The following is a 26,582-nucleotide window of genomic DNA, read 5'->3' on the forward strand; positions in this document are numbered from 1 at the left end:
TCAGGCCCCTGCCTTGCTGAGGACTGTGGGTGCTTCCGTGTCTTCGTGGAATTCGAGCTGGCGGCGCCGGTTGGGGATGAGGCCCTCGGGGCGGAAGCGCATCAGCAGGACCAGTGCGAGACCGAAGGCGAAGAGCTGGAAGTCGCCGAGGAACTGGAGCTTGGCGGGGATGAGGTAGAGCAGTGCGGCGCCGACGAGGGGCCCGCTGATGGTGCCCATGCCGCCGAGGACGACCGCGGCCAGCAGGAACGCCGAGTTGGGCGGGACCACGTGGGCGAACTGGTACTGCTCGGGCGTCACGGTGTAGGTGACGTGCGCCTGGACCGTACCGGCGAGGCCCGCGAGGGCGGCGCCCAGTGCGAAGGCGATGAGCTTGACCCGGAAGCCGTTGATGCCCATGGCGAGTGCGGCGGTCTCGTCCTCGCGGATGGCGACCCAGGCGCGGCCGATGCGGGAGTCGCTGCTGCGGCGGAAGACGACCACGACGACCAGCGTGATGAGCAGCATCAGCAGGAAGTAGTTGGCGAACCGCGCGATGGTGAAGCCGGCGATGGTGTGTTCGGCGCCGAAGTCGAAGCCCAGGATGTTGAGGTTGGGGATCGACGAGATGCCGTTGGAGCCGTTGGTGATGTCGGGGCCGGAGGTGCCGTCCATGTTGAGGACGGTGATCCGGAAGATCTCACCGAAGCCGAGGGTCACGATGGCGAGGTAGTCGCCGCGCAGTCGCAGGGTGGGGGCGCCGATGATGACGCCGAAGACCATGGCGACGGCGGCGCCGAGCAGTGCCGAGGCCCAGAACGGCAGTTGGATGTCGAACGGGGAGGAGGGCGAGCCGGAGACCATGGCCGCGGTGTAGGCGCCGACGCCGAGGAAGGCGACGTAACCGAGGTCGAGGAGGCCGGCGAGGCCGACGACGATGTTCAGTCCGAGGGCGACGGTGGCGAAGATCAGGATGTAGACGCCGATCGTCGCGTACTGGTCGTCGGACTGGGTGAAGGGGAAGGCGGCGGCCGCGACGAACGCGCCGATCATCGTCACGTTGCGGTGCTTGGCGGTGAGCGCCGAGACGCGGCCCACGAGACCGGCCTTGGCGGCGGCGGCGAAGCCGAAGCCGGCGGTGATGAGGAAGCCGACGAAGAGCTCGTCGTACTCGGTGCCGATGCCGTAGGTGAAGACGGTCAGGCCGAGGGCGAGTGCGGCGACGATGAGGAGGATCTCGGCGTACGCGGGCAGCTTGCGTGCGGGGGTGGCCGTGCCGGAGGCGAAGGTGGCCTTCAGGACGGCGCCGAGGTGGCGCAGCTGCTGGCCGATCTGTTCCAGGACGGTGTCCTCGGGGTCGCCTGGTTCGGATGCCGGCCAGTCGAAGGGCAGGGCGAGGGCGCCGAGTACGGCGGCGAGGGTGGCGATCGTTACGACCCAGCCGCCCGGTTCGAGGTTGATAAGGCCGCCGAGCTGGAAGCTGATCGCGAGGACCGTGTACCAGGCGGTGGCGAAGGCGCCGAGCGCGGACAGTTTCAGGGCGCTGTCGGCGCCTGCGGGGGTGAGCCAGCGCAGGCCTTTGACGCCGTACGAGGCGAGGCCGAACAGTGCGGTGAGGGCGCCGCCGATGAGGACGAGGACCTGCAGTCCGCCGGGGTAGCCGTAGACGGTGAGGTCGCCGGGGAATTCGGAGGTCCAGGTCCAGGCGAGGAACGTCGAGACGACCGTGAGGGCGCCGCCGCCGGTGGCGAGGGCGCGGGCGAGCTGCGGGGGGATCCCGATGAGACCGGCGTGCTTGCCCGTGTCGACCTTGCGGGGGGTTTCCGGTGCGGTGGTCTGTGTGGTCATCGGTGGATCACGCCCTGTCCGCGACGCGCTCGCCGAGCAGACCCTGGGGCCTGAACAGGAGGACGAGGATGAGGAGTACGAACGCCCAGACGTTGGCCCAGGACTGGCTGCCGAACTGGTCCATGCCGGGGATGTCGGAGATGTAGGCGGTGGAGAGGGCTTCGGCGACGCCGAGGACCAGGCCGCCGAGCATGGCGCCGTAGATGTTGCCGATACCGCCGAGGACGGCGGCGGTGAAGGCCTTGAGGCCGAGGATGAAGCCCATGCGGAACTGGACTTCGCCGTACTTGAGGCCGTAGGCGACGGCTCCGACGGCGGCGAAGGTGGCGCCGAGGGCGAACGCGACCACGATGATGCGGTTGGTGTTGATGCCCATCAGCTTGGCGGTGTCCGGGTCCTGCGCGGTGGCCTGCATGCCGCGGCCGGTGCGGGTCTTCATCACGAAGTAGGCGAGGATCGCCATGCTGATCGGTGCGGCGAGCAGCAGGAAGATGTCGCCGGTCTGGATGGTGACACTGCCGATCTCGAAGGGTCCGCCCTCGATCTGCGGGAAGGTGATCGCGGAGCGGGCGTCGGGGTACCAGACCCAGACTGCCTGCTGGAGGGCGAGGGAGAGACCGATCGCGGTGATCAGCGGCGCGAGGCGTGGACCCCCGCGCAGGGGGCGGTAAGCGAGCCATTCCGCGCCCACGGCGACCAGGACGGCGACGAGTATGCCTCCGATGAGCATCAGTGGGAGGGCGACCCACATCGCCGTGCCGTCGGGCAGCACGTACAACCAGACGGTGAGGGCGCCGAAGCCGCCCATCATGAAGATCTCGCCGTGGGCGAAGTTGATGAGCTGGACGATGCCATAGACCATCGTGTAGCCAATGGCGACCAGCCCGTACATGGATCCTAGTAGCAGGCCGTTGACCAGCTGCTGCGGCAGTTCGTTCACCGCATGTCCTCCGAGACGTTCGGATGATTCGACGACAGGGGGCTGATGCGAGTCCGCGCGGGGCGCCAGTGGTGCAGCGCCCCGCGCGGCTCTCAAGGGAGTGGTGCGGGTGGGGGTCAGCCCTCGTAGGTGCCGGACTTGGCGGACTTCCAGGCACCGTTCTCGACGGAGTAGACGGTGAGCTGCTTGTTGGTCGCGTCACCGAACTCGTCGAAGGAGACCTTGCCGGTCACACCGTCGAAGGAGACACCCTGCATGGCCTCGGTGACCTTGGCACGGGCGTCCTCGGGCAGTTTGCCGTTGTTGTCGTCGACGACCTTCTTGACGGCCTCGATGATCGCCCAGGCCGAGTCGTAGGAGTAGCCGCCGTACGCCTCGTAGTCCTCCTTGTAGCCCTCGGCCTTGTAGTTGGCGACGAATTCCTTCGCGGAGGGCAGGTCCTCGATCGGGGCGCCGACGGAGGTGGCGAGGTCGCCGGTGCTGCTGGAGCCGGCCAGCTTGACGAACTCGGCGCTGAAGATGCCGTCACCGCCGACCAGCGGGATCTTGGCGCCGGCGGCCTTGATCTGCTTGCTGAGCGGGCCGGCCTGCGGGTACTCGCCGCCGTAGTAGACGACGTCGGCGCCGGAGCTCTTGACCTTGGTGGCGACCGCGGAGAAGTCCTTGGTCTCGGGGTCGATGTGCTCGGTGCCGACGATCTGGCCGCCGAGCTTTTTGAACTCCGCGGAGAAGGTGGCGGCGAGGCCCGCGCCGTAGGTCTTCTTGTCGTCGATGACGAAGACCTTCTTCTTCTTGGCGTCGTTGTAGACGTACTGCGCGGCGAACGGGCCCTGGATGGCGTCCGTGGTCGCGGTGCGGAAGTACGACTTGTACGGCCGCTCCTTCTTGGTCTGCCAGTCCGGGCCCTGGGTCAGGGCCGGGTTGGTGTTGGCCGGCGAGACCTCGACAAGCTTCGCGTCGTCGAAGACCTTCTGCATGGACTCGGCGACGGAGGAGTTCAGCGGGCCGACCACGCCGAGCACGTCCTTGTTGGCGACGAACTTGGTGGCGTTCTGCTGGCCGGAGGACGGCTGGGCCTGGTCGTCGAGGGCTTCGATCTTGAAGGTGACGCCCTCGACGAACTTCTCCTTGTTGGCCGTTTTGACGGCCAGGTCCACCGAGTTCTTGATGCCCAGTCCCAGCGCGGACAGGTCGCCGGTCAGCGGGGCGTCGACGCCGATGACGACGGTGGTGCCACCGCCACTGGAGTCCGAGCCACCGTCCCCGTCGCGCGAACCGCAGGCGGTGAGAGTGAGCGCTCCCGCCGCCAGCGCGGCGGTTATGGCGATGAACGAACGTTGACGCACGATCAGTCCTTTCCCTGGCGCGGCTCTTCCCGATGGAAGACGCCGAGTCGAGCGCTGGGGCCGATGAGACGCCCATTGACGTCGAAGACGACGGCGCGGTGACTGGCCGTGACTCTAAGCGTGTGCAGGGAACGTGGAGGAGAGTCTGACGAAGGCTGTGACGCTCTTGTTATGACACGACGTAATGCAGAGCGGTACTGAGCGGGTGGAAGCGCGGAATTCCGGCCGATTCGCGCAGTCCGCATTATGAGACGCGCAGGACTCCTCGCCCCTTATCAGGAGTGTTATCGGGTTTTGGTGATGGCAAGAACTCGTTGCTGCAGGCTACTTGGAGGGCCTGTGAGAGGTCCTGGGCATAGCGCTCACCCAGGATGAAACTGTGTGCTTCTATTGCGCGCGTATTACGCAGCGTTACATCCAGGAAAGGGAGTCCGGCGTTCTGCGGCACTTTTCCGCAATCGGTGACCTTCATGATGATCTCGATCTTGTGGGGGATTTCGGTCCGGGTGCGGAACGGCGGGCGGGGAATCGCCGTCAGGGACAGACCTTCGTACGGCTGACTGATCCGGGTCACCGTGACCGGTGGGCCGGAGCGCGCGGTCACCGCCACCGTGAAGCGGAAGCCGGTGGGCGTGGCCCCGGCGCCGAGGGGGTCGAGGAGGCCGAGGTAGGTGACGCGGACCGTCTGGGAGGGCGGCGGCGGAGCCGGTGGGGGAAGTGTCTCCGGGCGGGTGACGTAGAGGTAGGCGCCGACGGCGGCGAGGGCGGTGGCGGAGGTGGTCGCGAGGACGGCTCGGCGGTGGCGGGCACGGAACTGTGCGGCGCGCCCGCGCGGAGGCCGGGCGGCGGGCAGGGTGGGCGGGGCTCCCATGGGTGTGTGCCCTCGCCCGGCTCGATGGGACCGACGCCGCTCACGTCCACGGCCCTCCGGTGGGCCCGCCGTCGCGGTAGCGCTCCGTGCAGCGCTCGCGGGCCTGACGGTTGATCAACTGCTCTGCCGCCGCCCGGCCTTGACGCCTGCGTTCGGCGCGGGCGGCGTCGACGACGGCCCGGAGGATCTCGTACTGGCCGTTGGACAGGCCCATCGACTGGTAGTCGCCGTAGCTGTCGCCGTCGAGGACCTCCCGGGACCAGTACGCGATGATCCGGGCGCACACCTCGGCGGGCGGGGTGGTGCGCGGGGAGGGCGACGCGGAGGCCGGTCCGGAGGCCGGTCTGGAGGCCTCTCCCGAGGCTTCTCCGGTGGCTGAGCCGGCGCATCCGGTGAGGAGGGCGCCGGTCAGCAGGGCCAGCCCGAGGGCTGCCGATCGGGTGGGTCCGCCCGTTGCCATGTGCCGACGCTACGGCGCGGGGTGTTTCTCGGCAATGGCAAGGGAGTTGGGCCGGATCAGCCCGCCGTGCGTATGTGGTCCGCGTCGCCCGGGTTCACGTCCCGCAGCAGGCAGGTCAGGCGGGCGGTGCACACGCGGCGACCGGCCTCGTCGCTGATCACGATCTCGTACGTCGCCGTGGAGCGCCCTCGGTGCACGGGCGTGGCCACGCCGGTCACCAGGCCGGAGCGCGCACCCCGGTGGTGGGTGCAGTTCAGGTCGACGCCCACGGCGATCTTGGAGCTGCCGCCGTGCAGCATGGAGCCGACCGAGCCGAGGGTCTCGGCGAGCACGGCGGACGCGCCGCCGTGCAGCAGACCGTACGGCTGGGTGTTGCCCTCGACCGGCATCGTGCCGACGACGCGGTCCGCCGAGGCCTCCACGATCTGCACGCCCATGCGCGTGCCCAGATGTCCGGCGGAGAACAGGGCGGGCAGGTCGACGCCGAGCGCCGCGTACTCGTCGATGACCTCTTGCGGGAACTTCACCTGCTGCTGCTCGCCCATGGGGACCGGCTCCGTTTCGTCGTCTTCGTCGTCGGACGCATCTTTCGGACGCATCTGGCTGAGCAAACGCTCAGTCGGTCGCCGATTGTTCCAGACGGACGACGACGGACTTGCTGGCCGGGGTATTGCTGACGTCGGCGGTGGCGTCCAGCGGGACCAGGACGTTGGTCTCGGGGTAGTAGGCGGCGGCGCAGCCCCGTGCGGTCGGGTAGTGCACGACCCGGAAGCCGGGCGCCCGCCGCTCCACGCCGTCCGTCCACTCGCTGACCAGATCGACGTACTGCCCGTCGGCGACCTTCAGCTCGCTGGCGTCCTCGGGGTTCACCAGGACGATCCGGCGGCCGTTCCTGATGCCCCGGTAGCGGTCGTCGAGGCCGTAGATCGTGGTGTTGTACTGGTCGTGCGAGCGCAGCGTCTGCAGCAGCAGCCGGCCCTCGGGCAGCTGCGGGTACTCGACGGGCGCGGCGGTGAAGTTGGCCTTGCCGGTGGCCGTCGGGAAGCGGCGCTCGTCGCGCGGGGCGTGCGGGAGGGCGAAGCCGCCGGGGCGGGTCACGCGCGCGTTGAAGTCCTCGAAACCGGGGATCACGCGCGCGATGCGGTCACGGATCGTGGCGTAGTCCTTCTCGAACTCCTCCCACGGCACCCGGCTGTCCTCGCCGAGCACGCGGCGTGCCAGACGGCAGACGATCGCCGGCTCGGACAGCAGGTGCGCGCTCGCGGGCTCCAGGCGGCCGCGGGAGGCGTGCACCATGCCCATGGAGTCCTCGACGGTCACGAACTGCTCGCCACTGCCCTGCACATCGCGCTCGGTGCGGCCGAGGGTGGGCAGGATCAGCGCCCGCGCGCCCGTCACGACGTGGCTGCGGTTGAGCTTCGTCGACACATGCACCGTGAGGCGGGCCCGCCGCATCGCCGCCTCGGTGACCTCGGTGTCGGGGGAGGCGGAGACGAAGTTGCCGCCCATGGCGAAGAAGACCTTCGCCTCGCCGTCGCGCAGGGCGCGGATGGCGCGTACGACGTCGTAGCCGTGCTCGCGCGGGGGAGCGAAGCCGAACTCGCGCTCCAGGGCGTCCAGGAAGGCGGGCGCCGGGCGCTCGAAGATGCCCATGGTGCGGTCGCCCTGCACGTTCGAGTGGCCGCGCACCGGGCACACGCCCGCGCCGGGGCGGCCGATGTTGCCGCGCAGCAGGAGGAAGTTGACCACCTCGCGGATCGTGGGCACCGCGTGCTTGTGCTGGGTGAGGCCCATGGCCCAGCAGACGATGGTGCGCTGGGAGGCGAGGATCATGCCCATGGCTTCTTCGATCTGGCGTCGTTCGAGGCCTGTCGCGGTGAGCGTCTCGTCCCAGTCGGCGGCGCGGGCGGCCGCGGCGAACTCCTCGTAGCCGTGCGTGTGGTCGCGTACGAACTCCTCGTCGACGGCGCCGTCGGTCTCCACGATCAGCTTGTTGAGGAGCCGGAACAGGGCCTGGTCGCCGCCGATGCGGATCTGCAGGAACAGGTCCGTGAGCGAGGACCCGGTGGCCAGGCCCTTGGGTGTCTGCGGGTTCTTGAACCGCTCCAGGCCGGCCTCGGGCAGCGGATTGACGCTGATGATCCGCGCGCCGTTCGCCTTGGCCTTCTCCAGTGCGGACAGCATGCGCGGGTGGTTGGTGCCGGGGTTCTGGCCGGCCACGATGATCAGGTCGGCCTTGTAGAGGTCCTCCAGCAGGACGCTGCCCTTGCCGATGCCGATGGTCTCCGAGAGCGCCGAGCCGGACGACTCGTGGCACATGTTCGAGCAGTCGGGCAGGTTGTTCGTCCCCAGCTCGCGCGCGAAGAGCTGGTAGAGGAACGCGGCTTCGTTGCTCGTCCGTCCCGAGGTGTAGAAGACGGCCTCGTCCGGGGAGTCGAGGGCGGTGATCTCCTCGGCGATGATGCCGAAGGCGTGCTCCCAGGTGACCGGCTCGTAGTGGTCTGCCCCTTCGGGGAGATACATGGGGTGCGTGAGCCGGCCCTGCTGGCCGAGCCAGTAGCCGCTGCGGCGGGCGAGGTCCGCCACCGGGTGCGCGGCGAAGAACTCCGGGGTGACCCGGCGCAGGGTGGCCTCCTCGGCGACCGCCTTCGCGCCGTTCTCACAGAACTCCGCCCTGTGCCGGTGGTCCGGCTCCGGCCAGGCGCAACCGGGGCAGTCGAAGCCGTCCTTCTGGTTCACGCTGAGGAGGGTCAGCGCGGTGCGCTTGATGCCCATCTGCTGCTGGGCGATGCGCAGGGTGTGCCCGATGGCGGGCAGCCCGGCCGCCGCGTGTTGCGGCTCGGCGACCTGCGGCGCGTCCTGAACCGGGTCGGCCTTGGGCGGCTTCGTTGCCATCGCGCGCTCTCCTTCGCCTGCATGTGTGAGCTATGTCTCCGATCCTCGCACGCGGCAGTGACAACGGGGGTGGCCGGGCTGGACGGAGGGCACCGGCAAGCCTTGCGCGACCACTGGGCGCGGCAACGGTTGCGATGCGGGGGTGGGGTCGGGGGGGTGTGTACGACGGAGGGTGGGGGAGCCAGGCGACGTGTACGACGGAGGGTGGGGAGCGAGGCGACGTGTACGACGGAGGGTGGGGAGCGAGGCGACGTGTACGACGGAGGGTGGGGAGCGAGGCGACGTGTACGACGGAGGGTGGGGAGCGAGGCGACGTGGACGAACGGAGGGTGGGGGAGCCAGGCGACGTGGACGAACGGAGGGTGGGGGAGCCAGGCGACGTGCCTGATGGAGGTCGGGGTGGGGCCCGGGCGGTTGTGCCTGATGGAGGGCGGGGTGGGGTTTGGTGGTTGTGCCTGATGGAGGTCGGGGTGGGGCCCGGGCGGTTGTGCCTGACGGAGGTCGGGGTGGCGCCCGGGCGGTTGTGCCTGACGGAGGCCGGGTGGAGCCCGGCGGATATCCCTGCCGGAGCCCGGGGGTGGAACACGGGCGGTTGCACCCGGCGGGGCCCGAGGGGGGGTCGGGCGGTTGTGCCTTGGCGAGGCCCGAGGGGGGCGGGCGGGTTGTGCCTGGCGGAGCCCGGGGCCGGAACCGGGCGGTTGCACCCGCCGGAGCCCGGGGCTGGAACCGGGGCGGTTGCACCCGCCGGAGCCCGAGGGCGAGCCGGGCGCTGCCCGATGGCCGTGGCCCCCCGCCCCCGCCCCGCGCCCCCCGTCGCTCCGGGTGCGCAGCGGGCGGCCGGGGCCGACTGTCAGTGGGGCGTGGCAGGATCGGGGGCGTGGCAGAGACAGCATCGAAGCAGACCGACAGCAACCCCGGCGGCAGCCGCCCGCGCCTGATGCTCATGGACGGGCACTCACTGGCCTACCGCGCGTTCTTCGCGCTGCCCGCGGAGAACTTCACGACCGTGACGGGCCAGCCGACGAACGCGATCTACGGCTTCGCGTCGATGCTGGCCAACACGCTGCGCGACGAGGCGCCCACGCACTTCGCGGTGGCCTTCGACGTCTCCCGCAAAACCTGGCGCTCGGAGGAGTTCGCGGAGTACAAGGCGAACCGCTCCAAGGCCCCGGACGAGTTCAAGGGCCAGGTCGAGCTGATCGGCGAGCTGCTCGACGCGATGCACGCCCCGCGCTTCGCGATCGAGGGGTACGAGGCGGACGACGTCATCGCCACGCTCACCACGCAGGCCGAGGCCGAGGGCTTCGAGGTGCTGATCGTCACCGGCGACCGCGATTCCTTCCAGCTCGTCTCCGAGCACACGACGGTGCTCTACCCGACGAAGGGCGTCTCGGAGCTGACCCGGTTCACCCCGGAGAAGGTCTTCGAGAAGTACGGGTTGACGCCCGCGCAGTACCCCGACTTCGCGGCGCTGCGCGGCGACCCGTCGGACAACCTGCCGGGCATTCCCGGCGTCGGCGAGAAGACGGCCGCCAAGTGGATCAACCAGTTCGGTTCGTTCGCGGAGCTGGTCGAGCGCGTCGACGAGGTCAAGGGCAAGGCCGGGCAGAACCTGCGCGACCACCTGGAGGCGGTGAAGCTGAACCGCCGGCTCACCGAGCTGGAGCGGCAGGTCGAGCTGTCCAGTACGGTCGCCGACCTCGCGCGCGTGCCGTACGACCGCAAGGCCGTCGCGATGGTGCTGGACACCCTGGAGATCAGGAACCCCTCACTGCGCGAGCGGCTCTTCGGCGTCGACCCGGGCGCCGAGGAGGCCGAGACGACCCCGGTCGTGACGGACGGCGTGGAGCTGGACGGCTCGGTGCTGGACACGGGGGAGCTGGCCCCGTGGCTCGCCGAGCACGGCTCGGGCCCGCTGGGTGTGGCCACCGTCGACACCTGGGCGCTGGGCACGGGCTCGGTCGCGGAGATCGCGCTCGCCGCGCCCGAGGGAGCGGCCGCCTGGTTCGACCCGGCCGAGCTGGACGAGGCCGACGAGAAGGCGTTCGCGGCCTGGCTGGCCGACGCCGGCCGGGCCAAGGTCTTCCACAACGCCAAGGGCGCGATGCGGGTCTTCGCCGAGCACGGCTGGACCATCGAGGGCGTCACCATGGACACCGCGCTCGCCGCCTACCTGGTCAAGCCGGGCCGCCGTTCCTTCGACCTGGACGCGCTGTCCCTTGAGTATCTGCACCGCGAGCTGGCCCCCGCCGCCGCTGCCGACGGCCAGCTGGCCTTCGGCGCGGACGACGGCGCCGAGGCCGAGGCGCTGATGATCAAGGCCCGCGCGATCCTCGACCTGGGCCAGACCTTCGAGGGCCGGCTGGAGGAGGTCGGCGCGGCGGACCTGCTGCGGGACATGGAGCTGCCGACGTCGGCCCTGCTGGCCCGGATGGAGCGCAACGGCATCGCGGCCGACCGCGCCCACCTGGAGGACATGGAACAGATGTTCGCCGGTGCGGTGCAGCAGGCCGTGAAGGAGGCACACGCGGCGGCCGGGCACGAGTTCAACCTGGGCTCGCCCAAGCAGCTCCAGGAGGTCCTCTTCGGCGAGCTGGCCCTGCCCAAGACGAAGAAGACCAAGACCGGCTACACCACGGACGCCGACGCCCTGGCCTGGCTGGCGACCCAGACCGACAACGAACTGCCGGTGATCATGCTCCGCCACCGTGAGCAGGCGAAGCTGCGCGTCACGGTCGAGGGCCTGATCAAGACGATCGCGACGGACGGCCGGATCCACACCACGTTCAACCAGACGGTCGCCGCGACCGGCCGCCTGTCGTCGACGGACCCGAACCTGCAGAACATCCCCGTCCGCACGGACGAGGGCCGGGCGATCCGCCGCGGCTTCGTCGTCGGTGAGGGCTACGAGTCGCTGATGACGGCCGACTACAGCCAGATCGAGCTGCGCGTGATGGCCCACCTGTCCGAGGACGCCGGCCTGATCGAGGCGTTCACGTCCGGCGAGGACCTGCACACCACGGCGGCCTCGCAGGTGTTCGCGGTCGAGCCGACGGCGGTGGACGCGGAGATGCGCCGCAAGATCAAGGCGATGTCGTACGGCCTGGCGTACGGGCTGTCGGCCTTCGGCCTCTCCCAGCAGCTGAACATCGAGGCGGCCGAGGCCCGCGCCCTGATGGACGCGTACTTCGAGCGGTTCGGCGGGGTCCGGGACTATCTGCGCCGGGCGGTCGACGAGGCGCGGGCGACGGGCTACACGGCGACGCTCTTCGGGCGTCGGCGCTATCTCCCCGACCTCAACAGCGACAACCGCCAGCGTCGCGAGGCGGCCGAGCGGATGGCCCTCAACGCGCCCATCCAGGGCACGGCGGCCGACATCGTCAAGATCGCCATGCTGAAGGTGGACCGGGCGCTGCGCGAGGCCGATCTGAAGTCCCGCCTGCTCCTCCAGGTCCACGACGAAGTCGTCCTGGAGATCGCTCCCGGCGAGCGTGCGGCGGCGGAGGAACTGGTCCGCCGCGAAATGGCGGACGCGGTCCACCTCAGGGCGCCTCTGGATGTCTCGGTGGGCGTCGGCCCCGACTGGGAGTCGGCCGCACACTAGGGCGTGTTTCGAAAGTCCCGTCTGGCCCGCGACGCCTGGCACGGCGCCTCGCTGCGTTGTCGGGATCGCCCGCGTACGCCCAGTACGCGGGCGACCCTCCGCCTTGCGATGCTCCCCCACTGTCTGAACGGCGTGGGAGGTACCCCCAGCACCAGACGCCGCGGACCCCGCCCTCCGGGCGGACGACGCTACTTTCGAAACACGCCCTAGCCTCCGGCGGACAGCCGCTGTCCGCTCCGGGCGACGCAGGGAGCCCTCGGCAGGGATGCCGAGGGCTCCTGTTGCCCGCCACTGCGGTCCTTGGAAGCCGCTGCCTCTCTCTTCTCCGCTGTTTCTCCGCCGCAACGGCGGCCGCCCCGCTCACCCCCCGGCCAGCCACCCCCCGCCGAACCCCGGAGGGCCCTTCACTCGCGTGGCCCCCGCGAAAAAGCCCCCCGCCGCCCGCGCCCGTCAAGATGCCGCCATGGGTATACGCATGCTCAGCCGCCGAACGGCCCCGGCTCAGGCCCCGCCTCCGGCCCACGCTGTCGGCGCAAGCACCGCCCGCATTCCCACCGGCCCGGCGACGAGTCTGTGCCACGCCGCGGTGGACCTCCGCCGCCGCGTCGCCGCCCACTGGGAGAGCCGGAAACCCGCCTCCCTACGCCCCCGTGACACCGCCGCATGGCGCCTGTGGGCCGACCTGGCCCGCGACTACCTGACCCTCTGCCTCACCCTGCTGCCCCACCCGTACCGTCCGACGGGCACCGTCCCCGGAGCGATCAAGCCCCCTGACGACTCCGGTCCCGCTCCCTGCCGGCCCCTTCGGAATCGCTAGGCACGAGAGCCGGTCGCCGCACCCGCACGACCACGGCGTACGCCAGCACCGCCACGACCAGCCCCGCCCCGGCGCCGAAACACAGCGTCGGGATCAGCTCCCAGGGCTTCGCCGAGGACCCCCAGTACGCCCACCACCGCGCCGCCCGATGCGCCGCCGCGACCGCCGCACAGCCGCCGATCAGGACCAAGGCCAGCCACCGGTCCCGTACCGACAGCAAGGGCACCCCCACCGGCTCGGTTGCCGGCACCCGTCGTAGCCCGACAACCACGAACACGGCGATGACGACCGCGGCCACCGCGGAACCCCCGTACTGCAGGTACCAGTACAGCGGCGAGCCCGCGATCTCCCGGCCCAGCACCGGAAACAGCCGCATCCCCCACCGGTCGAGATGCGTGAACGCGTCCCAGACGACGTGTGTGAGCGCGCCGATCGCGGCGGACACGTACCACCACGCCACCAGGGAGGGCTGTACCCGCGCGCGTGCCGCCCCGCAGCGCAGCAGCGGGGCCACCCGCTGCTGCCGCCCGCGCGGCAGCAGCGCCACCAGGGGTTCGCGCACCAGCAGCCACACCCCCACGAGCGCCCAGGCGATGAGCACGTCGATGGTGAACACACCCGCGAAGGAGTGCGTCACGTCACCGAATTCCATCGCACCGGAGAGCACACTCGCCACGTAATAGGTCATGTCGGGCGCGAACGAACCCGCGACGAGCACGGACGGAACCAACGGGCCGCGGCCCCTTCCGTCGGGACGGATGACGGGCAGCACGGCGGCCGCGTGACTGAGGGTGAACGGCAACGGTGCTCCCCAAGACGGATGTTGACGTCCAGTATGAGCGACGGTGCGCGGCGAACGAAGTTGTCGTAGGGTCACCTGGGTTGACGGACTGGGGAGTGCGTGCAACCGCCGGCAGGGCAGTATCAGCAGAGCAATAGCAACAAACAGCTTCAACAGAGCAGTAGCAACAGGGCATATGCGGGCGACTCGGACGCCCACGGGAGGGGTTCTCTTCATGGCGGCGCATTTCGGCAGGAGGCTGCGCAAGGGCGCGACGAACACCGCCGTGGCCGCGGCCGTGGCGGCGGCACTGGTCGCCTCCCAGGCCCCAGGGGCCGAGACCGACGACGCCGGCAGACAGACCACCACCGGCACGCAGCCCTCGTCCGACACGCCCCCCGCGGACAGCGCGACCGGTAACTCGCCGTACTACACCGACCTGCCGCCGCTGGACAGCCCCAGCCCCGTGCCCACCGTCGACCCCACCGCCGACCCGACCGTCACGGGCGACACCGCCGCGGGCATACCCGCGACCGTCCTCGACGCCTATCAGAAGGCGGCGGCCGAACTGCGCCAGGCCAAGCCCGGCTGCAATCTGCCCTGGGAACTCCTTGCCGCCATCGGCAAGGTCGAGTCGGGCCAGGCGCGCGGCGGCAACGTCAACGCCAACGGCGACACGATCACCCCGATCCTCGGCCCGGCGCTGAACGGCAACGGCTTCGCGCACATCAGCGACACCGACAACGGCGCGTACGACGGCGACAGCACGTACGACCGGGCCGTGGGCCCCATGCAGTTCATCCCGTCCACCTGGGCCTGGGCGGGCCGCGACGGCAACGGCGACGGCGTGGAGAACCCGAACAACATCTACGACGCCGCCCTCGCCGCCGGCCACTACCTGTGCCGCTTCGGCTGGGACCTGTCCGTCGATGGCGATCTGCGCAGCGCGATCCTCAGTTACAACAACTCGACGGAATACCTCAACACCGTCCTGTCCTGGCTGGAGTACTACCGCAAGGGCACGCACGAGATCCCCGACGGCTCCGGCGCGCTGCCCGGGAACCGCAGCGACAACTCCGCCGGGTCGAGCCCGTCGACGCAGAAGCCGTCGCAGAAGCCGCCACAGAAGCCGGAGACCGGCTCGCCCAGCCCGAACCCGACCCCGCCGTCGGGCGGCGGCACCACCACCCCGAAGCCCACGCCGCCCATCACCCCGCCCATCACCCCGCCCATCACCCCGCCGACCCCCACCGACACGGTGCACCACCTGGAGGACGGGGGCACCGCGCAGCTCACCGCGATGGCCGGCGACGCGTTCGCCGAGCGGGTCAGCACCCGCGCCGAGAGCAAGGACGGCAAGGGCGTCGCGAAGGTGCGGGTCCGCTTCACGATCGTGGGCCCCACCGACGCCACCTTCACCGGCGGCGAGAAGGTCGCCACGGTCGTCACCGGCGCCGCGGGCGTGGCCGTCGCGCCGGCGCTGCAGGCGGGCGAGAAGACCGGCTCGTTCGCCGTGCGGGCCACCGTCGTGGGCCGTTCCATCCCCGGCGTCGACTACGTCGCGACCGTCACCGCCCGCGCCGCCGACGCCCTGGCCCGCACCGGCGACACCGAGCTGACGTGTACGGCGGGCGGCGAGTTCGCCGAAAGGGTCGAGGTGAAGGCGACGTACCAGGGCGCCGTGGCGGACCGGGTGGCGGTCACCGCCACGCTGATCAAGTCGGTGCTCGACCCGACCGAGAACGACAAGGGCCCGTACTTCGAGGACGCGAACGGCGATCCGGTACGCACCCTGACGGACCTGGAGACGGACGCGAACGGCCTGCTGAAGCTGCCGAAGCTGTACGCGGACGACACCGTCGGCACGTACATGCTCCGCCTCACCACCGAGGGCGGCGCGACGCTCGACGTCCCGCTGGAGGTGACGGAGGCCGCCGAGCCGGCACCGTCGCCCAGCGCGTCCGAGAGCGCGACCCCGTCGGCCGACCCCAGCACGTAACTCCTCGGACGGCCCTTCGGCCTCCTGGCACGACAGCGGCGGCGCCCTCCGGAAGGGGGGAGCCGCCGCTGTCGTGTGCGACGTGTTCTCATCTCGCCCGCCCGTTGCTACGGTGCCGGACCTGACGAGGTATCAGTTCCAGCTGGCCCGGAGGCAGGCATGCGCGCCCTGATCGCCGCCGTGACCGGTCTCGCCGTCGCCCTCGCCCTGGTCCTCACGATCACGGCCATGGGCGCACCGACCGGCGAGACGTCCCCGAAACCGTTGTTGACGACGGTGCCGGCACACCCGTAACCCGGGCGGAGGGAGACCGAGATGCGCCGCAGGACCAGCCTCATACTGCTCGCCCTCGCCGTGTTCTTCGCGGCGCTGTCCCCACTGCTGCGCTGGTACGCCTTCCCGCGCCTCGCCAAGATCCCGCCGAACCAGTACCAGGACATGGTCCTGGAGGCGAAGGACGCCACCCTGCTCGACTACGGCACCATGCAGGCCCGCAAGGTCCCCAAGGTGACCATCGTGCAGACCCTCAAGGGCAACGTGGAGGCCTCCGAACGGATCGAGCGGACGGCGGGACGGGACGTCGTCGTCTGGGACGGCCTGTCCTATGTGCAGGGCCCCGACGGCAAGATGGTCTCCAAGATCCCCGAGCGGTACATCTTCGACGCGCACACCCAGGAACCCGTCCACGCCACCGGCGAGATGGTCGACGGCGACCCTGTGCGGCGTGAGGGCATCGAGTTCAAATGGCCGTTCCTGACCGAAAAACGAAACTACGAATACTTCGACGCACAGGCGCGCATCACCGCGCCCATCCACTACAAAGGCACACAGACCTTCCGTGGCGTCGAGGTCTACTACTTCGAACAGACCATCCCCTGGACGAAGGTGCCGTTCCCCAAGGCCATGCCCGTCGAGGGCATCACCCCCGAGTCCGTCGCCCAGACCGGCACGACGCGCTGGTACACCACGATCCGCAAGTTCTGGGTGGAACCGCTCACCGGTGCCCCCGTCTACGGTGAGGAGATCCACAAGGAGGAACTCCGCGGCGGCACCCTGCTCGGCGGGCGCGACAAGGTCACGGCGTTCGCCGGCCATGTGAAGATGCGCGAGGACTACATCGACCACACGGTCGACCTGGTCAAGTCCAACCGCACCCTGGTCCTGCTGATGACCTCGTACCTGCCCTGGGGCTTTCTGACCCTGGGCGTACTCCTCCTCGCCCTCGCCCTGTACCTGGAGGCCCGTGGCCGCCGCCCCGGCGACCCGGCCCCCGAGCAGGCCACGCAACCGGCACCGGTCAGCGCCTGAGCCGCGCGTTGGTGTGCCGGGTGGGCTCGGCGGTGGCAGGGTCCTCGGGCCACGGATGCCTGGGATAGCGGCCGCGCAACTCCGCCCGTACGCCCTTGTAGCCGTCCCGCCAGAAGGAGGCGAGGTCGGCGGTGACGCCGGCGGGGCGGCCTGCGGGGGAGAGCAGATGCACGAGCACGGGGACTCCTGCGAGGGTCGGCGACTCCTGCAGTCCGAACATCTCCTGCAACTTCACGGCGAGGACGGGCCGTCCGGGATCCGTGTAGTCGATCCGGATTCTGGACCCACTCGGTACGGTGATCCGCTCCGGGGCGAGCTCATCAAGCCGCGCCGCCTCCCCGGAGGCCCAGGGAAGCAACCGGGTCAGCGCCTCCCCGGCATCGATCCGCGCCAGATCACTCCGCCGCCGCGCCCGGCTCAGCTCCGGCTCCAGCCACTCCTCCACGCGCGCGTGCAACGCCTCGTCGGACACCTCCGGCCACGGCTCCCCGAGACGCAGCCGCAGAAAGGCAAGCCGCTGCCGCAGTACGTCGGCCTCCCGCGACCACCGCAACAGCCCGAACCCTTCCCGCCGCAGCCCCTCCAGCAGCGCATCGCGTACGAGGCCGGAGGCGGCGTCGGACAGCGGCCGTACCGCCAACTCCACGGCCCCGAGCCGCTCGACCCGCCGTGCGACCACGTCACCGTCGGCCCAGTGCACCTCCTGGCTCTCGCAGTACAGCGACGCGGCCGCCGACCGGGCCATGTCCTCGTCGACCTCAGCGGCCAGCCGCACACGCGCGTGCCCCTTGCCGACGGGGCGATCGGCAACCGCGACGGCGATCCACTGGGCGCCACGCAGCCCGGTGCCCTCACCGACCTCTGCCCGGGTCCCGGAGGCCATGAGGTAGGAACCGCCGTCGGCCTTGGCAACGCGCTCGGGGAAGGCGAGCGCGGCAACAAGACCGACCAAGCGGTCCTCGCCGATTTCATGGGTGGGTGGTGGGGAAAACTCCCCGACGGCGGCCCGCAGCCGCCGCACCTCCGCTCGCCACCGTGTGGCGTAGGCGTCACCCCCACGTCGAGCAGCCCGCAAAGCGGCCCCCAGGTCGTCCCCGTACTCCCGCGGCGGCTCATCGGACAGCAGAGCCACCACCTCGGCGCCCGCGCCGGAGGTGTCCAGCAGCGCCCGCCCCAGCCGAGGGTGCAACCCCAGCCGAGCCAGCCGCACACCCCGAGGCGTGGCCCGGCCGGCGGAGTCCACCGCGCCCACTCCAGCGAGCGCGGCCCGCGCCGCCGCCATCGCCCCGCTCGGCGGCGGATCCAGCAAGGCCAGCCCGGACGCCTCCGGATCCCCCCAGCAGGCCGCCTGCAGCGCGAACGCCGTCAGATCGGCCACCTGGATCTCCGGCGCCGGGAACCGCGGCAGACGCGCGTCCTCGGCCTCCGCCCAGCAGCGGTACACCACCCCGGGCGCCTCACGCCCGGCCCGCCCCGCCCGCTGCCGCCCGGCCGCCTGCGAGGCCCGTACCGTCGTCAGCGCGCTCAGCCCGCGCGCGTGATCCACCCGCGGCTCCCGCGCCAGCCCCGAGTCGACGACGACCCGCACCCCCGGAACCGTCAGCGACGACTCGGCCACCGACGTCGCCAGCACCACCCGGCGCCGCGCCCCCGGCGACAGCACCGCGTCCTGCACGTCCGCCGGTGCCCGCCCGTGCACCTGCAGCACATCGACGCCGCCCACATCCCCCAGCTGCCCGGCGACTCTCGCGATCTCCCCGACCCCCGGCAGGAAACACAGCACGTCCCCCGCCCGCTCGGCCAACGCCCGCCGCACCACCGACGCCACATGGGCGAGCAGTGCCGGATCGACCCGCATGCCGTGCGGCGGCCGTACCCGACGCGCCGGCGGCGCCCACACCACTTCGACCGGGTGAGCGACACCCTCCGCCGCGACCACGGGAGCCCCGCCGAGCAGCCGCGCCCAGCCCTCCGCGTCGGTCGTCGCCGACGCGGCCACCAGCCGCAGCTCCGGCCGCAGCGCCTCCCGTACGTCCCACAGGAACGCCGCCACCGTGTCCGCGTCCAGATGCCGCTCGTGGCACTCGTCGAGCACCACCACGTCGACGCCGTTCAGCTCCTGGTCCCGCTGGAGCCGCTGCAGCAGCACACCGGTCGTGACGACCTCCACGCGCGCGTGCCGCCCGACGACCCGTTCCCCGCGCACGGTGTAGCCGACGCTCTCGCCGACCTGCTCGCCCAGCAGCCATGCCATCCGCCGCGCCGCCGCCCGCGCGGCGATCCGCCGCGGCTCGGCCACGACGACCCGGCGGGCCGGTCCCTCGCCGAGCAGCCCCGCCAGCGCGAGCGGCACCAGCGTCGTCTTACCCGTCCCCGGGAGAGCGACGAGGACGGCCGTGCCGTGCCCGTCCAGGGCCTCGCGCAGGGCGGGCAGTGCGGTGCGTACGGGCAGCGCGTCCAGGGCGTCGTAACGGATCACGCGCTCAGTCTCGTACGCACACGAAGATCGCCGTGCCCGGGATCAGACCGCCGCGCAGCGGCGACCAGCCACCCCACTCGGAGGTGTTCCAGGCCGGCCACTCCGGCTCCACGAGGTCCACGAGCCGGAAGCCGGACGCCACGATGTCCCGCACCCGGTCGCCGAGCGTCCTGTGGTGCTCGACGTACACCGCACGGCCGTCCTCGTCCTGCTCCACGTACGGCGTGCGGTCGAAGTAGGACCCGGAGACGGACAGTCCCTCCGGGCCCGGCTCGTCCGGGAACGCCCAGCGGATGGGGTGGGTGACGGAGAAGACGAAGCGGCCCCCGGGCCGCAGTACCCGCCGCACCTCCCGGAGCACCAGCCGCGGATCAGCCACGAAGGGCAGCGCCCCGTACGCCGAGCAGGCCAGGTCGAAGGAGGCGTCCGCGAAGGGCAGGGCGGCCGCGTCGGCGCACACCAGAGGGAACGTTCCGCCGATGCGCAGCGCGTGCTGGAGCTGGCGATGGGAGAGGTCCAGGGCGACCGGGCGGGCGCCCTGCGCGGCCAGCCAGCGCGCGCACTGGGCCGCGCCGGCGCCGATCTCCAGCACGTCCTTGCCCTTCAGGTCCTCCGGCGGGCCGAGCAGCTCCGCCTCCACCTCGTCCAGGCCCTCGGGGCCCCACACGAAACGGTCGTCGCCGAGGAACGTGCCGTGCTCGATCTGGTATTCGTCCGCGTTGCGGTCCCACCAGCCCCGGTTGGCCCGGGCGCTCTCGGTGACATCCGCGGCACGCCGGGTGGCTTCGGGCTCGGACGCTTCAGGCTCTTGGATGATCGGCTCCCTCGTCGTACTCTTCCGTCCAACCCGTCCCGGCGGTGTCACTGGAGGGGCGCGCCAGGGCCTGCGTGGCCTCAGGAGACAGGTTTTGTGCCGGGTATGGGGCGATCCGCCCCGGGTGTGCGGCTTCGCGCATTGACCCTGTCCGGCTGCCCCCGTATGCTACAAGTTGCGCTGCGGGCCTGCGCACCTCAGACGTAGCAGGCTGCGCTCGCATCTGTTGTATGTCCCCTCGGTTGTCGAGGCGCCATCACCAGTATCTGGTGGGGCGCTTCCTTGGCTGTCCGGCTTCTGCAGAGCGAAACGGGCTCCCGGCGTAAGCAGTACCTACGACTTCAATGTCCGTACCGGAGCCCTTTCCCACATGACGAGCAGCACCGAGACCACCGCCACCACCCCGCAGGTAGCGGTCAACGACATCGGTAACGAGGAAGCCTTCCTCGCAGCGATCGACGAGACGATCAAGTACTTCAACGACGGCGACATCGTCGACGGCGTCATCGTGAAGGTCGACCGGGACGAGGTCCTGCTCGACATCGGTTACAAGACCGAAGGTGTCATCCCGAGCCGCGAGCTCTCGATCAAGCACGACGTCGACCCGAACGAGGTCGTCGCCGTCGGCGACGAGATCGAGGCCCTGGTCCTCCAGAAGGAGGACAAGGAAGGCCGCCTGATCCTCTCGAAGAAGCGCGCCCAGTACGAGCGTGCCTGGGGCACCATCGAGAAGATCAAGGAAGAGGACGGCATCGTCACCGGTACCGTCATCGAGGTCGTCAAGGGTGGCCTCATCCTCGACATCGGCCTCCGTGGCTTCCTCCCGGCCTCCCTGGTCGAGATGCGCCGCGTCCGCGACCTCCAGCCGTACGTCGGCAAGGAGCTCGAGGCCAAGATCATCGAGCTGGACAAGAACCGCAACAACGTGGTCCTGTCCCGCCGTGCCTGGCTGGAGCAGACCCAGTCCGAGGTCCGCCAGACGTTCCTCACCACCCTCCAGAAGGGTCAGGTCCGCTCCGGTGTGGTCTCCTCGATCGTCAACTTCGGTGCCTTCGTGGACCTGGGTGGCGTCGACGGTCTGGTCCACGTCTCCGAGCTGTCCTGGAAGCACATCGACCACCCGTCCGAGGTCGTCGAGGTCGGCCAGGAGGTCACCGTCGAGGTCCTCGACGTCGACATGGACCGCGAGCGTGTCTCCCTGTCGCTGAAGGCGACCCAGGAAGACCCGTGGCAGCAGTTCGCCCGCACCCACCAGATCGGCCAGGTCGTGCCCGGCAAGGTCACGAAGCTGGTTCCGTTCGGTGCGTTCGTCCGCGTGGACGAGGGCATCGAGGGTCTGGTCCACATCTCCGAGCTGGCCGAGCGCCACGTGGAGATCCCGGAGCAGGTCGTCCAGGTCAACGACGAGATCTTCGTCAAGGTCATCGACATCGACCTCGAGCGCCGTCGCATCAGCCTCTCGCTGAAGCAGGCCAACGAGTCCTTCGGTGCCGACCCGGCCTCGGTCGAGTTCGACCCGACCCTGTACGGCATGGCCGCGTCGTACGACGACCAGGGCAACTACATCTACCCCGAGGGCTTCGACCCGGAGACCAACGACTGGCTGCCGGGCTACGAGAAGCAGCGCGAGGAGTGGGAGCGCCAGTACGCCGAGGCGCAGTCCCGCTTCGAGCAGCACCAGCAGCAGGTCATCAAGTCCCGCGAGGCCGACGCCGCTGCCGCGGCCGAGGGTGGCGAGGCTGCGGCTCCGGCCGCGACCGGCGGTTCGTACTCCTCCGAGGGCGGCGACCAGTCCGGCGCTCTGGCCTCGGACGAGGCGCTGGCCGCGCTGCGGGAGAAGCTGGCGGGTGGGCAGAGCTGAACGCCGGCCGCTGAGGCTTAGCCGTTGACTGAGGGGCCGTACCTTTCGAGGTACGGCCCCTCAGCGTTGCCCAGGCGCTGGGTTGTGCTGCGGCCGCGGGCCGGTGGGGCTTGTCGCGCCCACGCGGCGGAGCCGCATATCGATACAGCCCGCAGCCGCATATCGATACAGCCCCGCGCCCCTTGGGGGCGTTGTCCATTCCCGTCCTCAAGATCATGGGTCCCTCCTCCGGGAATGCCCACGCCCGCAAGGGCGTTGTGGCGTACGGACACGAGGAGGAGCGGTCACAGTGCTTGATCCGCAGGGTTTGTACACGTGGGAGCCGAAGGGCCTGGCCGTCGTCGACATGGCGCTGGCCCAGGAGTCGGCGGGACTTGTCATGCTCTACCACTTCGACGGATACATCGACGCGGGCGAGACCGGCGACCAGATCGTCGACCGGCTCCTCGACTCGCTGCCCCACCAGGTCGTCGCCCGCTTCGACCACGACCGGCTCGTGGACTACCGAGCCCGCCGTCCGCTGCTGACCTTCAAACGCGACCGCTGGACCGCCTACGAGGAGCCCACGCTGACCGTGCGGCTCGTCCAGGACGCCACCGGAGCGCCCTTCCTGCTGCTGTCCGGCCCGGAGCCGGACGTGGAGTGGGAGCGCTTCGCGGCCGCCGTGGGACAGATCGTGGAGCGCCTCGGCGTCCGCCTCGCCGTGAACTTCCACGGCATCCCCATGGGCGTCCCGCACACCCGCCCGGTGGGCCTCACCCCGCACGGCAACCGCACCGACCTCGTGCCGGGCTACCGCAGCCCCTTCGACGAGGCTCAGGTGCCCGGCAGCGCCGAGTCGCTCGTCGAGTACCGCCTCATGGAGGCCGGGCACGACGTCCTGGGCGTCGCCGCGCACGTCCCGCACTACATCGCCCGCTCCCCGTACCCGGACGCGGCGCTGACCGTCCTGGAGGCCATCACGGCCGCCACGGGGCTGGTCCTGCCCGGCATCGCGCACTCCCTGCGCACGGAGGCGTACCGCACCCAGACGGAGATCGAGCGGCAGATCCAGGAGGGCGACGAGGAACTCACCGCCCTCGTCCAGGGCCTGGAACACCAGTACGACGCCGTCGCGGGCGCCGAGACCCGGGGCAACATGCTCGCCGAGCCGGTGGAGATTCCGTCGGCGGACGAGATCGGGCGGGAGTTCGAGCGGTTCCTGGCGGAGCGTGAAGGGGACAACTGAAGGCGACACCTGAGGGGCAGGCCAGGGCGGCCGGTGGTCGTACGTCCCGGTGGGATGCGTTGTCACCGGCAGGGCCTAAGCTTCCGCTCATGCTGAAGGTTGGCCTGACCGGTGGGATCGGCGCCGGCAAGAGCGAGGTGTCGCGGCTGCTCGTGGAGTGCGGGGCCGTGCTGATCGACGCGGACCGCATCGCGCGGGAGGTCGTAGCGTCCGGTACTCCCGGTCTCGCCGCGGTCGTCGAGGCCTTCGGCGAGGAGGTGCTCGCGCCGGACGGCGGCCTGGACCGGCCCAGACTCGGCTCGATCGTCTTCGCCGACCCGGAGAAGCTGGCCGTCCTGAACTCGATCGTGCACCCATTGGTGGGGGCCCGCTCCCGCGAGCTGGAGGCCGGGGCTGCCCAGGACGCCGTCGTTGTCCACGACGTCCCGCTCCTCGCCGAGAACGGCCTGGCGCCGCTCTACGACCTCGTGATCGTCGTCGACGCCAGCCCTGAGACCCAGCTGGACCGGCTCGTACGGCTGCGGGGCATGACCGAGGAGGACGCACGCGCGCGTATGGCGGCTCAGGCGACGCGCGAGAAGCGCCTGCAGATCGCGGACATCGTGATCGACAACGACGTACCGCTGCCGGAGCTGCAGCGGCGCGTGAAGGACGTGTGGGCGGAACTGGTGCGCCGGGCGCACGGGTCCCAGGGGTCGTCTCGGGAGTCGCCCGGGGAGTAGCGGCGACGTAGCTGTCCTGGCTGCAACGGCCATGGGTCGCTCGGGAAGCTGTAACGGCCACGAGTCGCTCGGGAAGCTGTAACGGCCATGAGCCGCTCGGGAAGCCGGAATGGCCATGAGTCGCTCGGGAATACGGGCCTGGGGAGCGGGCGTTGAATCCGGCCAGTAAGGGAAGGACTTTGCCGTGCCCGAGACCAGCGGTTCGACCGGACGTTCGCCGGAGACGCATGTCATCGACTACCGCGCCGCCGAGCAGTTGCTCGCCGCGCGCGATCCGCGGGGCGCGGTGAAGCTGCTCGACCCAGTCATCGCCGCGCACCCCGAGAACACCGCGGCCCGGCTGCTGCGCGCGCGTGCGTTCTTCGCCGCCGCGCAACTGCGGCCCGCGGAGCTGGAGTTCACGATCGTACTGGAGCGCGAGCCGGACAACGCGTTCGCGCATTTCGCGCTCGCGCGCACCTATGAGCGGCAGGGGCGGCCGGAACAGGCCAAGCGACACTTCCGGCTGGCGGCCGCGCTGGATCCGAACCCGGAGTATCTGAAGGCGGCACGTTTCGACGGGTGAGCCGAAGGACGGGGGACCGGGGGCGGGGGATCCGGGGCGGGCCGGGAGACGGCTAGGGAACGCGGTCGTCCGGGCGGGCCGGGGGACGGGCTATGGTGCGCGGTCGTCCGGGCGGGCCGGGAAACGGGCTACGGAGCGCGGTCGTCCGGGGCGGGAGACGGCTACCGTGCGCGGTCGTCCGGGGGCCGGTACGGTGCGTGGTCGTCCACGGGCCGGTACGGCGGGATGTCCCGGCCCGGTTGGAAGTGCGGGCCCTGGCGGATGTGCCGGACGACGACGATCAGATCGATGGTGATCACCAGCCAGAGCACGCCGCAGGCGATCGCCCAGCCGGGGCGGCCGGCCAGTGTGAAGGCGATGGTTCCGAAGATCGCCCAGGCCAGCCCCCACACACTCAGCCAGAAGCGCATCCGCAGCGCACTTCGCGCGGTCATCGGCTCACTGCCCGTACGCATTGGGATCATCACTCCTTGCTTGAAAAGTACTCTTCGGCGCGGGTGTTCTCCAGCGATGGGGCTCGGGCCCGCCTGGTGACCTCCCGGAACGACAGCGGCCTGCTGACAGGGCGGCGCGGGAATCAGGTCACTCGAACGGGTGAACTGGGGGTGGGTGGGAACGGCCGTGCGGGGACGGGCCGTTGGGCGGGCATGGGGCTGAAAATGCGAGCGGGACATCAGGGGACGGGGCCGGGAGCGATCACGCCGGACGGCTGCGCGGTCGAGCTGTACTCACGGTTGCCGGTGGGGGACGAGCCGGACATCATCGCGGGCGCGGTGCCCGCCGGGGCGCACATTCTGGAGCTGGGCAGCGGGGTCGGCCGTATGACGCACCCGCTGCTGGAGCGGCGCTGCACGGTCACGGCGGTGGACGAGTCCCCCGAGATGCTGGAACGCGTCCGCGGGGCACGCACGATATGCAGCCCGATCGAGAAGCTCGACCTCGGGGAGAGGTTCGACGCGGTGCTACTGGCGTCGTTCCTCGTGCACACCGCGGACGAGGAGGTGCGGCGGGGCCTGCTGCGGACGTGCGTGCGGCATCTCGCGGACGGCGGCTGTGTGCTGATTCAGCGGGAGGGCGAGGACTACCACACGAATGTGCCGCGCGAACGGGTCGATCCCAGCGGCTTCACGCTGCGGATCGTGTCGTCGGAGCCGGTCGGGGACGGCACGAACTCGGTACACGCGGAGTACGAGTTCCCGGACGCGACCTGGACACAGACGTTCCGGGCCAGGCTGTTGACGAAGGAGGAGTTCGAGGCGGCGCTGGGGGAGGTGGGGCTGAGAGTGGACGAGTATCTGACGGAGGATCGGATATGGGTGCGGGCTGTAGTGGCCGGGCCGGGGCCGACGGCCTGAGCACGGGGAGGAGCGGCGCTGGTTGCCGGACCTGTGGGTGGTCGAGAATTCCCGTCGCACGGCGATGAGTTCGGGACCGGGGGCGGGTCTACCTCTGTGACAGCATCACGGACCGCTTCACACAGGAGACCCCCATGTCCGAGACCACCGCTTCCGTAGCCTCCGTCGCGTCCAACGTGTCCGTCGCGCCCGCCTCGTCGTCCGCCGTCGTGGCCGAGTCCCCGACCGCCCGGGGCCGCCGGGCCCGAATCGCCCTGCGCGCCCTCCAGGTGGTCCTCGCGCTCTTCTACGCGATCGCGAGCGCGCTGCCCAAATTGATCGCACACTCCTCGGCCACCGAGATCTTCGCCGACATGGGCTGGGGCAACGCGGGGATGTACACCGTCGGCATCCTCGAACTGGCAGGCGCGGTCGCCCTGCTGGTGCCGCTCCTCCAGTCCGTCGCGGCGATGTCACTGGGCGCGCTGATGGTGGGTGCCTTCATCGTGCAGCTGACAGTCTTCGGCGGGCAGAACGCGGCGACACCGGTGATCCTGCTGGTGCCGCTGGCCCTGATCGCCTGGGCACGGCGGGGGCAGAACGCGGAGCTGTTGAGGGTGCTGCGGCGGCGGTCGTGACCGGCGGGGCACCGACCGCGGCGGACGGTACGGGGGCGGGGCAGAGCGCTGAGGTGCTGAGGGTGCTGCGGCGGCGGTCGTGACCGGCGGGGC

21 protein-coding genes are annotated in these 26,582 nt (G+C 70.7%); 10 read left to right on the plus strand and 11 right to left on the minus strand.

Features of this window, described 5'->3' with window-relative positions; translation table 11 throughout:
- The 7 genes from HJD23_RS32160 to HJD23_RS32190 form a co-directional block, all read right to left on the minus strand.
- On the minus strand, positions 1–1,827 hold the full coding sequence (locus tag HJD23_RS32160; protein ID WP_171115158.1) for a branched-chain amino acid ABC transporter permease: 1,827 nt from the start codon (positions 1,825–1,827) through the stop codon (positions 1–3).
- 7 nt (positions 1,828–1,834) lie between these two features.
- Complete coding sequence (locus HJD23_RS32165) at positions 1,835–2,767, minus strand: branched-chain amino acid ABC transporter permease (protein ID WP_171115156.1); 933 nt, start codon at positions 2,765–2,767, stop codon at positions 1,835–1,837.
- A gap of 116 nt (positions 2,768–2,883) precedes the next feature.
- On the minus strand, positions 2,884–4,113 hold the full coding sequence (locus HJD23_RS32170) for a branched-chain amino acid ABC transporter substrate-binding protein (protein WP_171115154.1): 1,230 nt from the start codon (positions 4,111–4,113) through the stop codon (positions 2,884–2,886).
- A gap of 244 nt (positions 4,114–4,357) precedes the next feature.
- On the minus strand, positions 4,358–4,984 hold the full coding sequence (locus HJD23_RS32175) for a Tat pathway signal sequence domain protein (protein WP_240980866.1): 627 nt from the start codon (positions 4,982–4,984) through the stop codon (positions 4,358–4,360).
- Positions 4,985–5,024: 40 nt separating this feature from the next.
- Positions 5,025–5,444, minus strand: coding sequence for a hypothetical protein (locus HJD23_RS32180; RefSeq protein ID WP_171115152.1), 420 nt, complete (start codon positions 5,442–5,444; stop codon positions 5,025–5,027).
- A 56-nt stretch (positions 5,445–5,500) separates the two neighbouring features.
- A complete protein-coding gene (locus HJD23_RS32185; protein ID WP_171118903.1) occupies positions 5,501–5,989 on the minus strand; it encodes a hotdog fold thioesterase in 489 nt (162 codons plus the stop codon).
- Between the two features lie 70 nt (positions 5,990–6,059).
- Positions 6,060–8,339, minus strand: a complete 2,280-nt coding sequence (locus HJD23_RS32190; protein WP_171115149.1) for an FdhF/YdeP family oxidoreductase — start codon at positions 8,337–8,339, stop codon at positions 6,060–6,062.
- Between the two features lie 877 nt (positions 8,340–9,216).
- Between HJD23_RS32190 and polA the strand changes: the two genes are divergently transcribed.
- Positions 9,217–11,943: a DNA polymerase I gene (gene polA / locus HJD23_RS32195; RefSeq protein WP_171115148.1), complete on the plus strand. Its 2,727-nt coding sequence runs from the start codon at positions 9,217–9,219 to the stop codon at positions 11,941–11,943.
- A 761-nt stretch (positions 11,944–12,704) separates the two neighbouring features.
- On the opposite strand, the gene HJD23_RS32200 is transcribed toward polA, so the two are convergent.
- On the minus strand, positions 12,705–13,562 hold the full coding sequence (locus HJD23_RS32200) for a DUF4184 family protein (protein ID WP_171117372.1): 858 nt from the start codon (positions 13,560–13,562) through the stop codon (positions 12,705–12,707).
- 214 nt (positions 13,563–13,776) lie between these two features.
- On the opposite strand from HJD23_RS32200, the gene HJD23_RS32205 reads away from it, so the two are divergent.
- From HJD23_RS32205 to HJD23_RS32215, 3 genes are all read left to right on the plus strand, one after another.
- Positions 13,777–15,540, plus strand: coding sequence for a lytic transglycosylase domain-containing protein (locus HJD23_RS32205; RefSeq protein WP_171117370.1), 1,764 nt, complete (start codon positions 13,777–13,779; stop codon positions 15,538–15,540).
- Positions 15,541–15,699: 159 nt separating this feature from the next.
- Positions 15,700–15,834, plus strand: coding sequence for an SPW_0924 family protein (locus HJD23_RS32210; protein ID WP_141308636.1), 135 nt, complete (start codon positions 15,700–15,702; stop codon positions 15,832–15,834).
- Positions 15,835–15,855: 21 nt separating this feature from the next.
- The gene (locus tag HJD23_RS32215; protein WP_171117368.1) at positions 15,856–16,848 is read left to right on the plus strand and encodes a DUF3068 domain-containing protein; all 993 of its coding nucleotides are present in this window, start codon (positions 15,856–15,858) and stop codon (positions 16,846–16,848) included.
- On the opposite strand, the gene hrpB is transcribed toward HJD23_RS32215, so the two are convergent.
- Together hrpB and HJD23_RS32225 are read right to left on the minus strand one after the other, a co-directional pair.
- Complete coding sequence (gene hrpB, locus HJD23_RS32220) at positions 16,838–19,327, minus strand: ATP-dependent helicase HrpB (RefSeq protein WP_171117366.1); 2,490 nt, start codon at positions 19,325–19,327, stop codon at positions 16,838–16,840. The genes HJD23_RS32215 and hrpB overlap by 11 nt on opposite strands.
- A 4-nt stretch (positions 19,328–19,331) precedes the next feature.
- Positions 19,332–20,192: a class I SAM-dependent methyltransferase gene (locus HJD23_RS32225; protein ID WP_171117364.1), complete on the minus strand. Its 861-nt coding sequence runs from the start codon at positions 20,190–20,192 to the stop codon at positions 19,332–19,334.
- Between the two features lie 319 nt (positions 20,193–20,511).
- On the opposite strand from HJD23_RS32225, the gene rpsA reads away from it, so the two are divergent.
- The 4 genes from rpsA (at position 20,512) to HJD23_RS32245 (ending at position 24,517) form a co-directional block, all read left to right on the plus strand.
- Positions 20,512–22,002, plus strand: a complete 1,491-nt coding sequence (gene rpsA, locus HJD23_RS32230; RefSeq protein WP_141308642.1) for a 30S ribosomal protein S1 — start codon at positions 20,512–20,514, stop codon at positions 22,000–22,002.
- Positions 22,003–22,291: 289 nt separating this feature from the next.
- The gene (locus HJD23_RS32235; RefSeq protein WP_171117362.1) at positions 22,292–23,230 is read left to right on the plus strand and encodes a PAC2 family protein; all 939 of its coding nucleotides are present in this window, start codon (positions 22,292–22,294) and stop codon (positions 23,228–23,230) included.
- 89 nt (positions 23,231–23,319) lie between these two features.
- Positions 23,320–23,952 carry a dephospho-CoA kinase gene (gene coaE / locus HJD23_RS32240; RefSeq protein WP_171117360.1) on the plus strand — a complete coding sequence of 211 codons (633 nt, stop codon included), beginning with the start codon at positions 23,320–23,322 and terminating at the stop codon, positions 23,950–23,952.
- Between the two features lie 184 nt (positions 23,953–24,136).
- On the plus strand, positions 24,137–24,517 hold the full coding sequence (locus HJD23_RS32245; RefSeq protein WP_141308648.1) for a tetratricopeptide repeat protein: 381 nt from the start codon (positions 24,137–24,139) through the stop codon (positions 24,515–24,517).
- A 161-nt stretch (positions 24,518–24,678) separates the two neighbouring features.
- On the opposite strand, the gene HJD23_RS32250 is transcribed toward HJD23_RS32245, so the two are convergent.
- Positions 24,679–24,981 (minus strand): DUF6343 family protein, encoded by a 303-nt coding sequence (locus HJD23_RS32250; protein WP_171117358.1) that lies wholly within the window; start codon positions 24,979–24,981, stop codon positions 24,679–24,681.
- 183 nt (positions 24,982–25,164) lie between these two features.
- Between HJD23_RS32250 and HJD23_RS32255 the strand changes: the two genes are divergently transcribed.
- Both HJD23_RS32255 and HJD23_RS32260 read left to right on the plus strand, forming a co-directional pair.
- Positions 25,165–25,872: a class I SAM-dependent methyltransferase gene (locus HJD23_RS32255; protein WP_171117356.1), complete on the plus strand. Its 708-nt coding sequence runs from the start codon at positions 25,165–25,167 to the stop codon at positions 25,870–25,872.
- Between the two features lie 134 nt (positions 25,873–26,006).
- On the plus strand, positions 26,007–26,489 hold the full coding sequence (locus tag HJD23_RS32260) for a DoxX family protein (RefSeq protein WP_171117355.1): 483 nt from the start codon (positions 26,007–26,009) through the stop codon (positions 26,487–26,489).
- Positions 26,490–26,582 lie beyond the last annotated feature (93 nt).

Source organism: Streptomyces sp. Z423-1 (genome assembly GCF_013009255.1).
Lineage (GTDB): Bacteria > Actinomycetota > Actinomycetes > Streptomycetales > Streptomycetaceae > Streptomyces > Streptomyces gossypiisoli.

Coding starts and splice junctions, on each gene's coding strand:
- HJD23_RS32210 (WP_141308636.1), top strand. CDS start 15,700: ATGCGCGCCCTGATCGCCGCCGTGACCGGTCTCGCCGTCGCCCTCGCC.
- HJD23_RS32175 (WP_240980866.1), bottom strand. CDS start 4,984: ATGGGAGCCCCGCCCACCCTGCCCGCCGCCCGGCCTCCGCGCGGGCGC.
- HJD23_RS32205 (WP_171117370.1), top strand. CDS start 13,777: ATGGCGGCGCATTTCGGCAGGAGGCTGCGCAAGGGCGCGACGAACACC.
- HJD23_RS32180 (WP_171115152.1), bottom strand. CDS start 5,444: ATGGCAACGGGCGGACCCACCCGATCGGCAGCCCTCGGGCTGGCCCTG.
- HJD23_RS32260 (WP_171117355.1), top strand. CDS start 26,007: ATGTCCGAGACCACCGCTTCCGTAGCCTCCGTCGCGTCCAACGTGTCC.
- coaE (WP_171117360.1), top strand. CDS start 23,320: ATGCTGAAGGTTGGCCTGACCGGTGGGATCGGCGCCGGCAAGAGCGAG.
- HJD23_RS32185 (WP_171118903.1), bottom strand. CDS start 5,989: ATGGGCGAGCAGCAGCAGGTGAAGTTCCCGCAAGAGGTCATCGACGAG.
- HJD23_RS32160 (WP_171115158.1), bottom strand. CDS start 1,827: ATGACCACACAGACCACCGCACCGGAAACCCCCCGCAAGGTCGACACG.
- HJD23_RS32215 (WP_171117368.1), top strand. CDS start 15,856: ATGCGCCGCAGGACCAGCCTCATACTGCTCGCCCTCGCCGTGTTCTTC.
- HJD23_RS32250 (WP_171117358.1), bottom strand. CDS start 24,981: ATGATCCCAATGCGTACGGGCAGTGAGCCGATGACCGCGCGAAGTGCG.
- HJD23_RS32255 (WP_171117356.1), top strand. CDS start 25,165: ATGGGGCTGAAAATGCGAGCGGGACATCAGGGGACGGGGCCGGGAGCG.
- rpsA (WP_141308642.1), top strand. CDS start 20,512: ATGACGAGCAGCACCGAGACCACCGCCACCACCCCGCAGGTAGCGGTC.
- HJD23_RS32190 (WP_171115149.1), bottom strand. CDS start 8,339: ATGGCAACGAAGCCGCCCAAGGCCGACCCGGTTCAGGACGCGCCGCAG.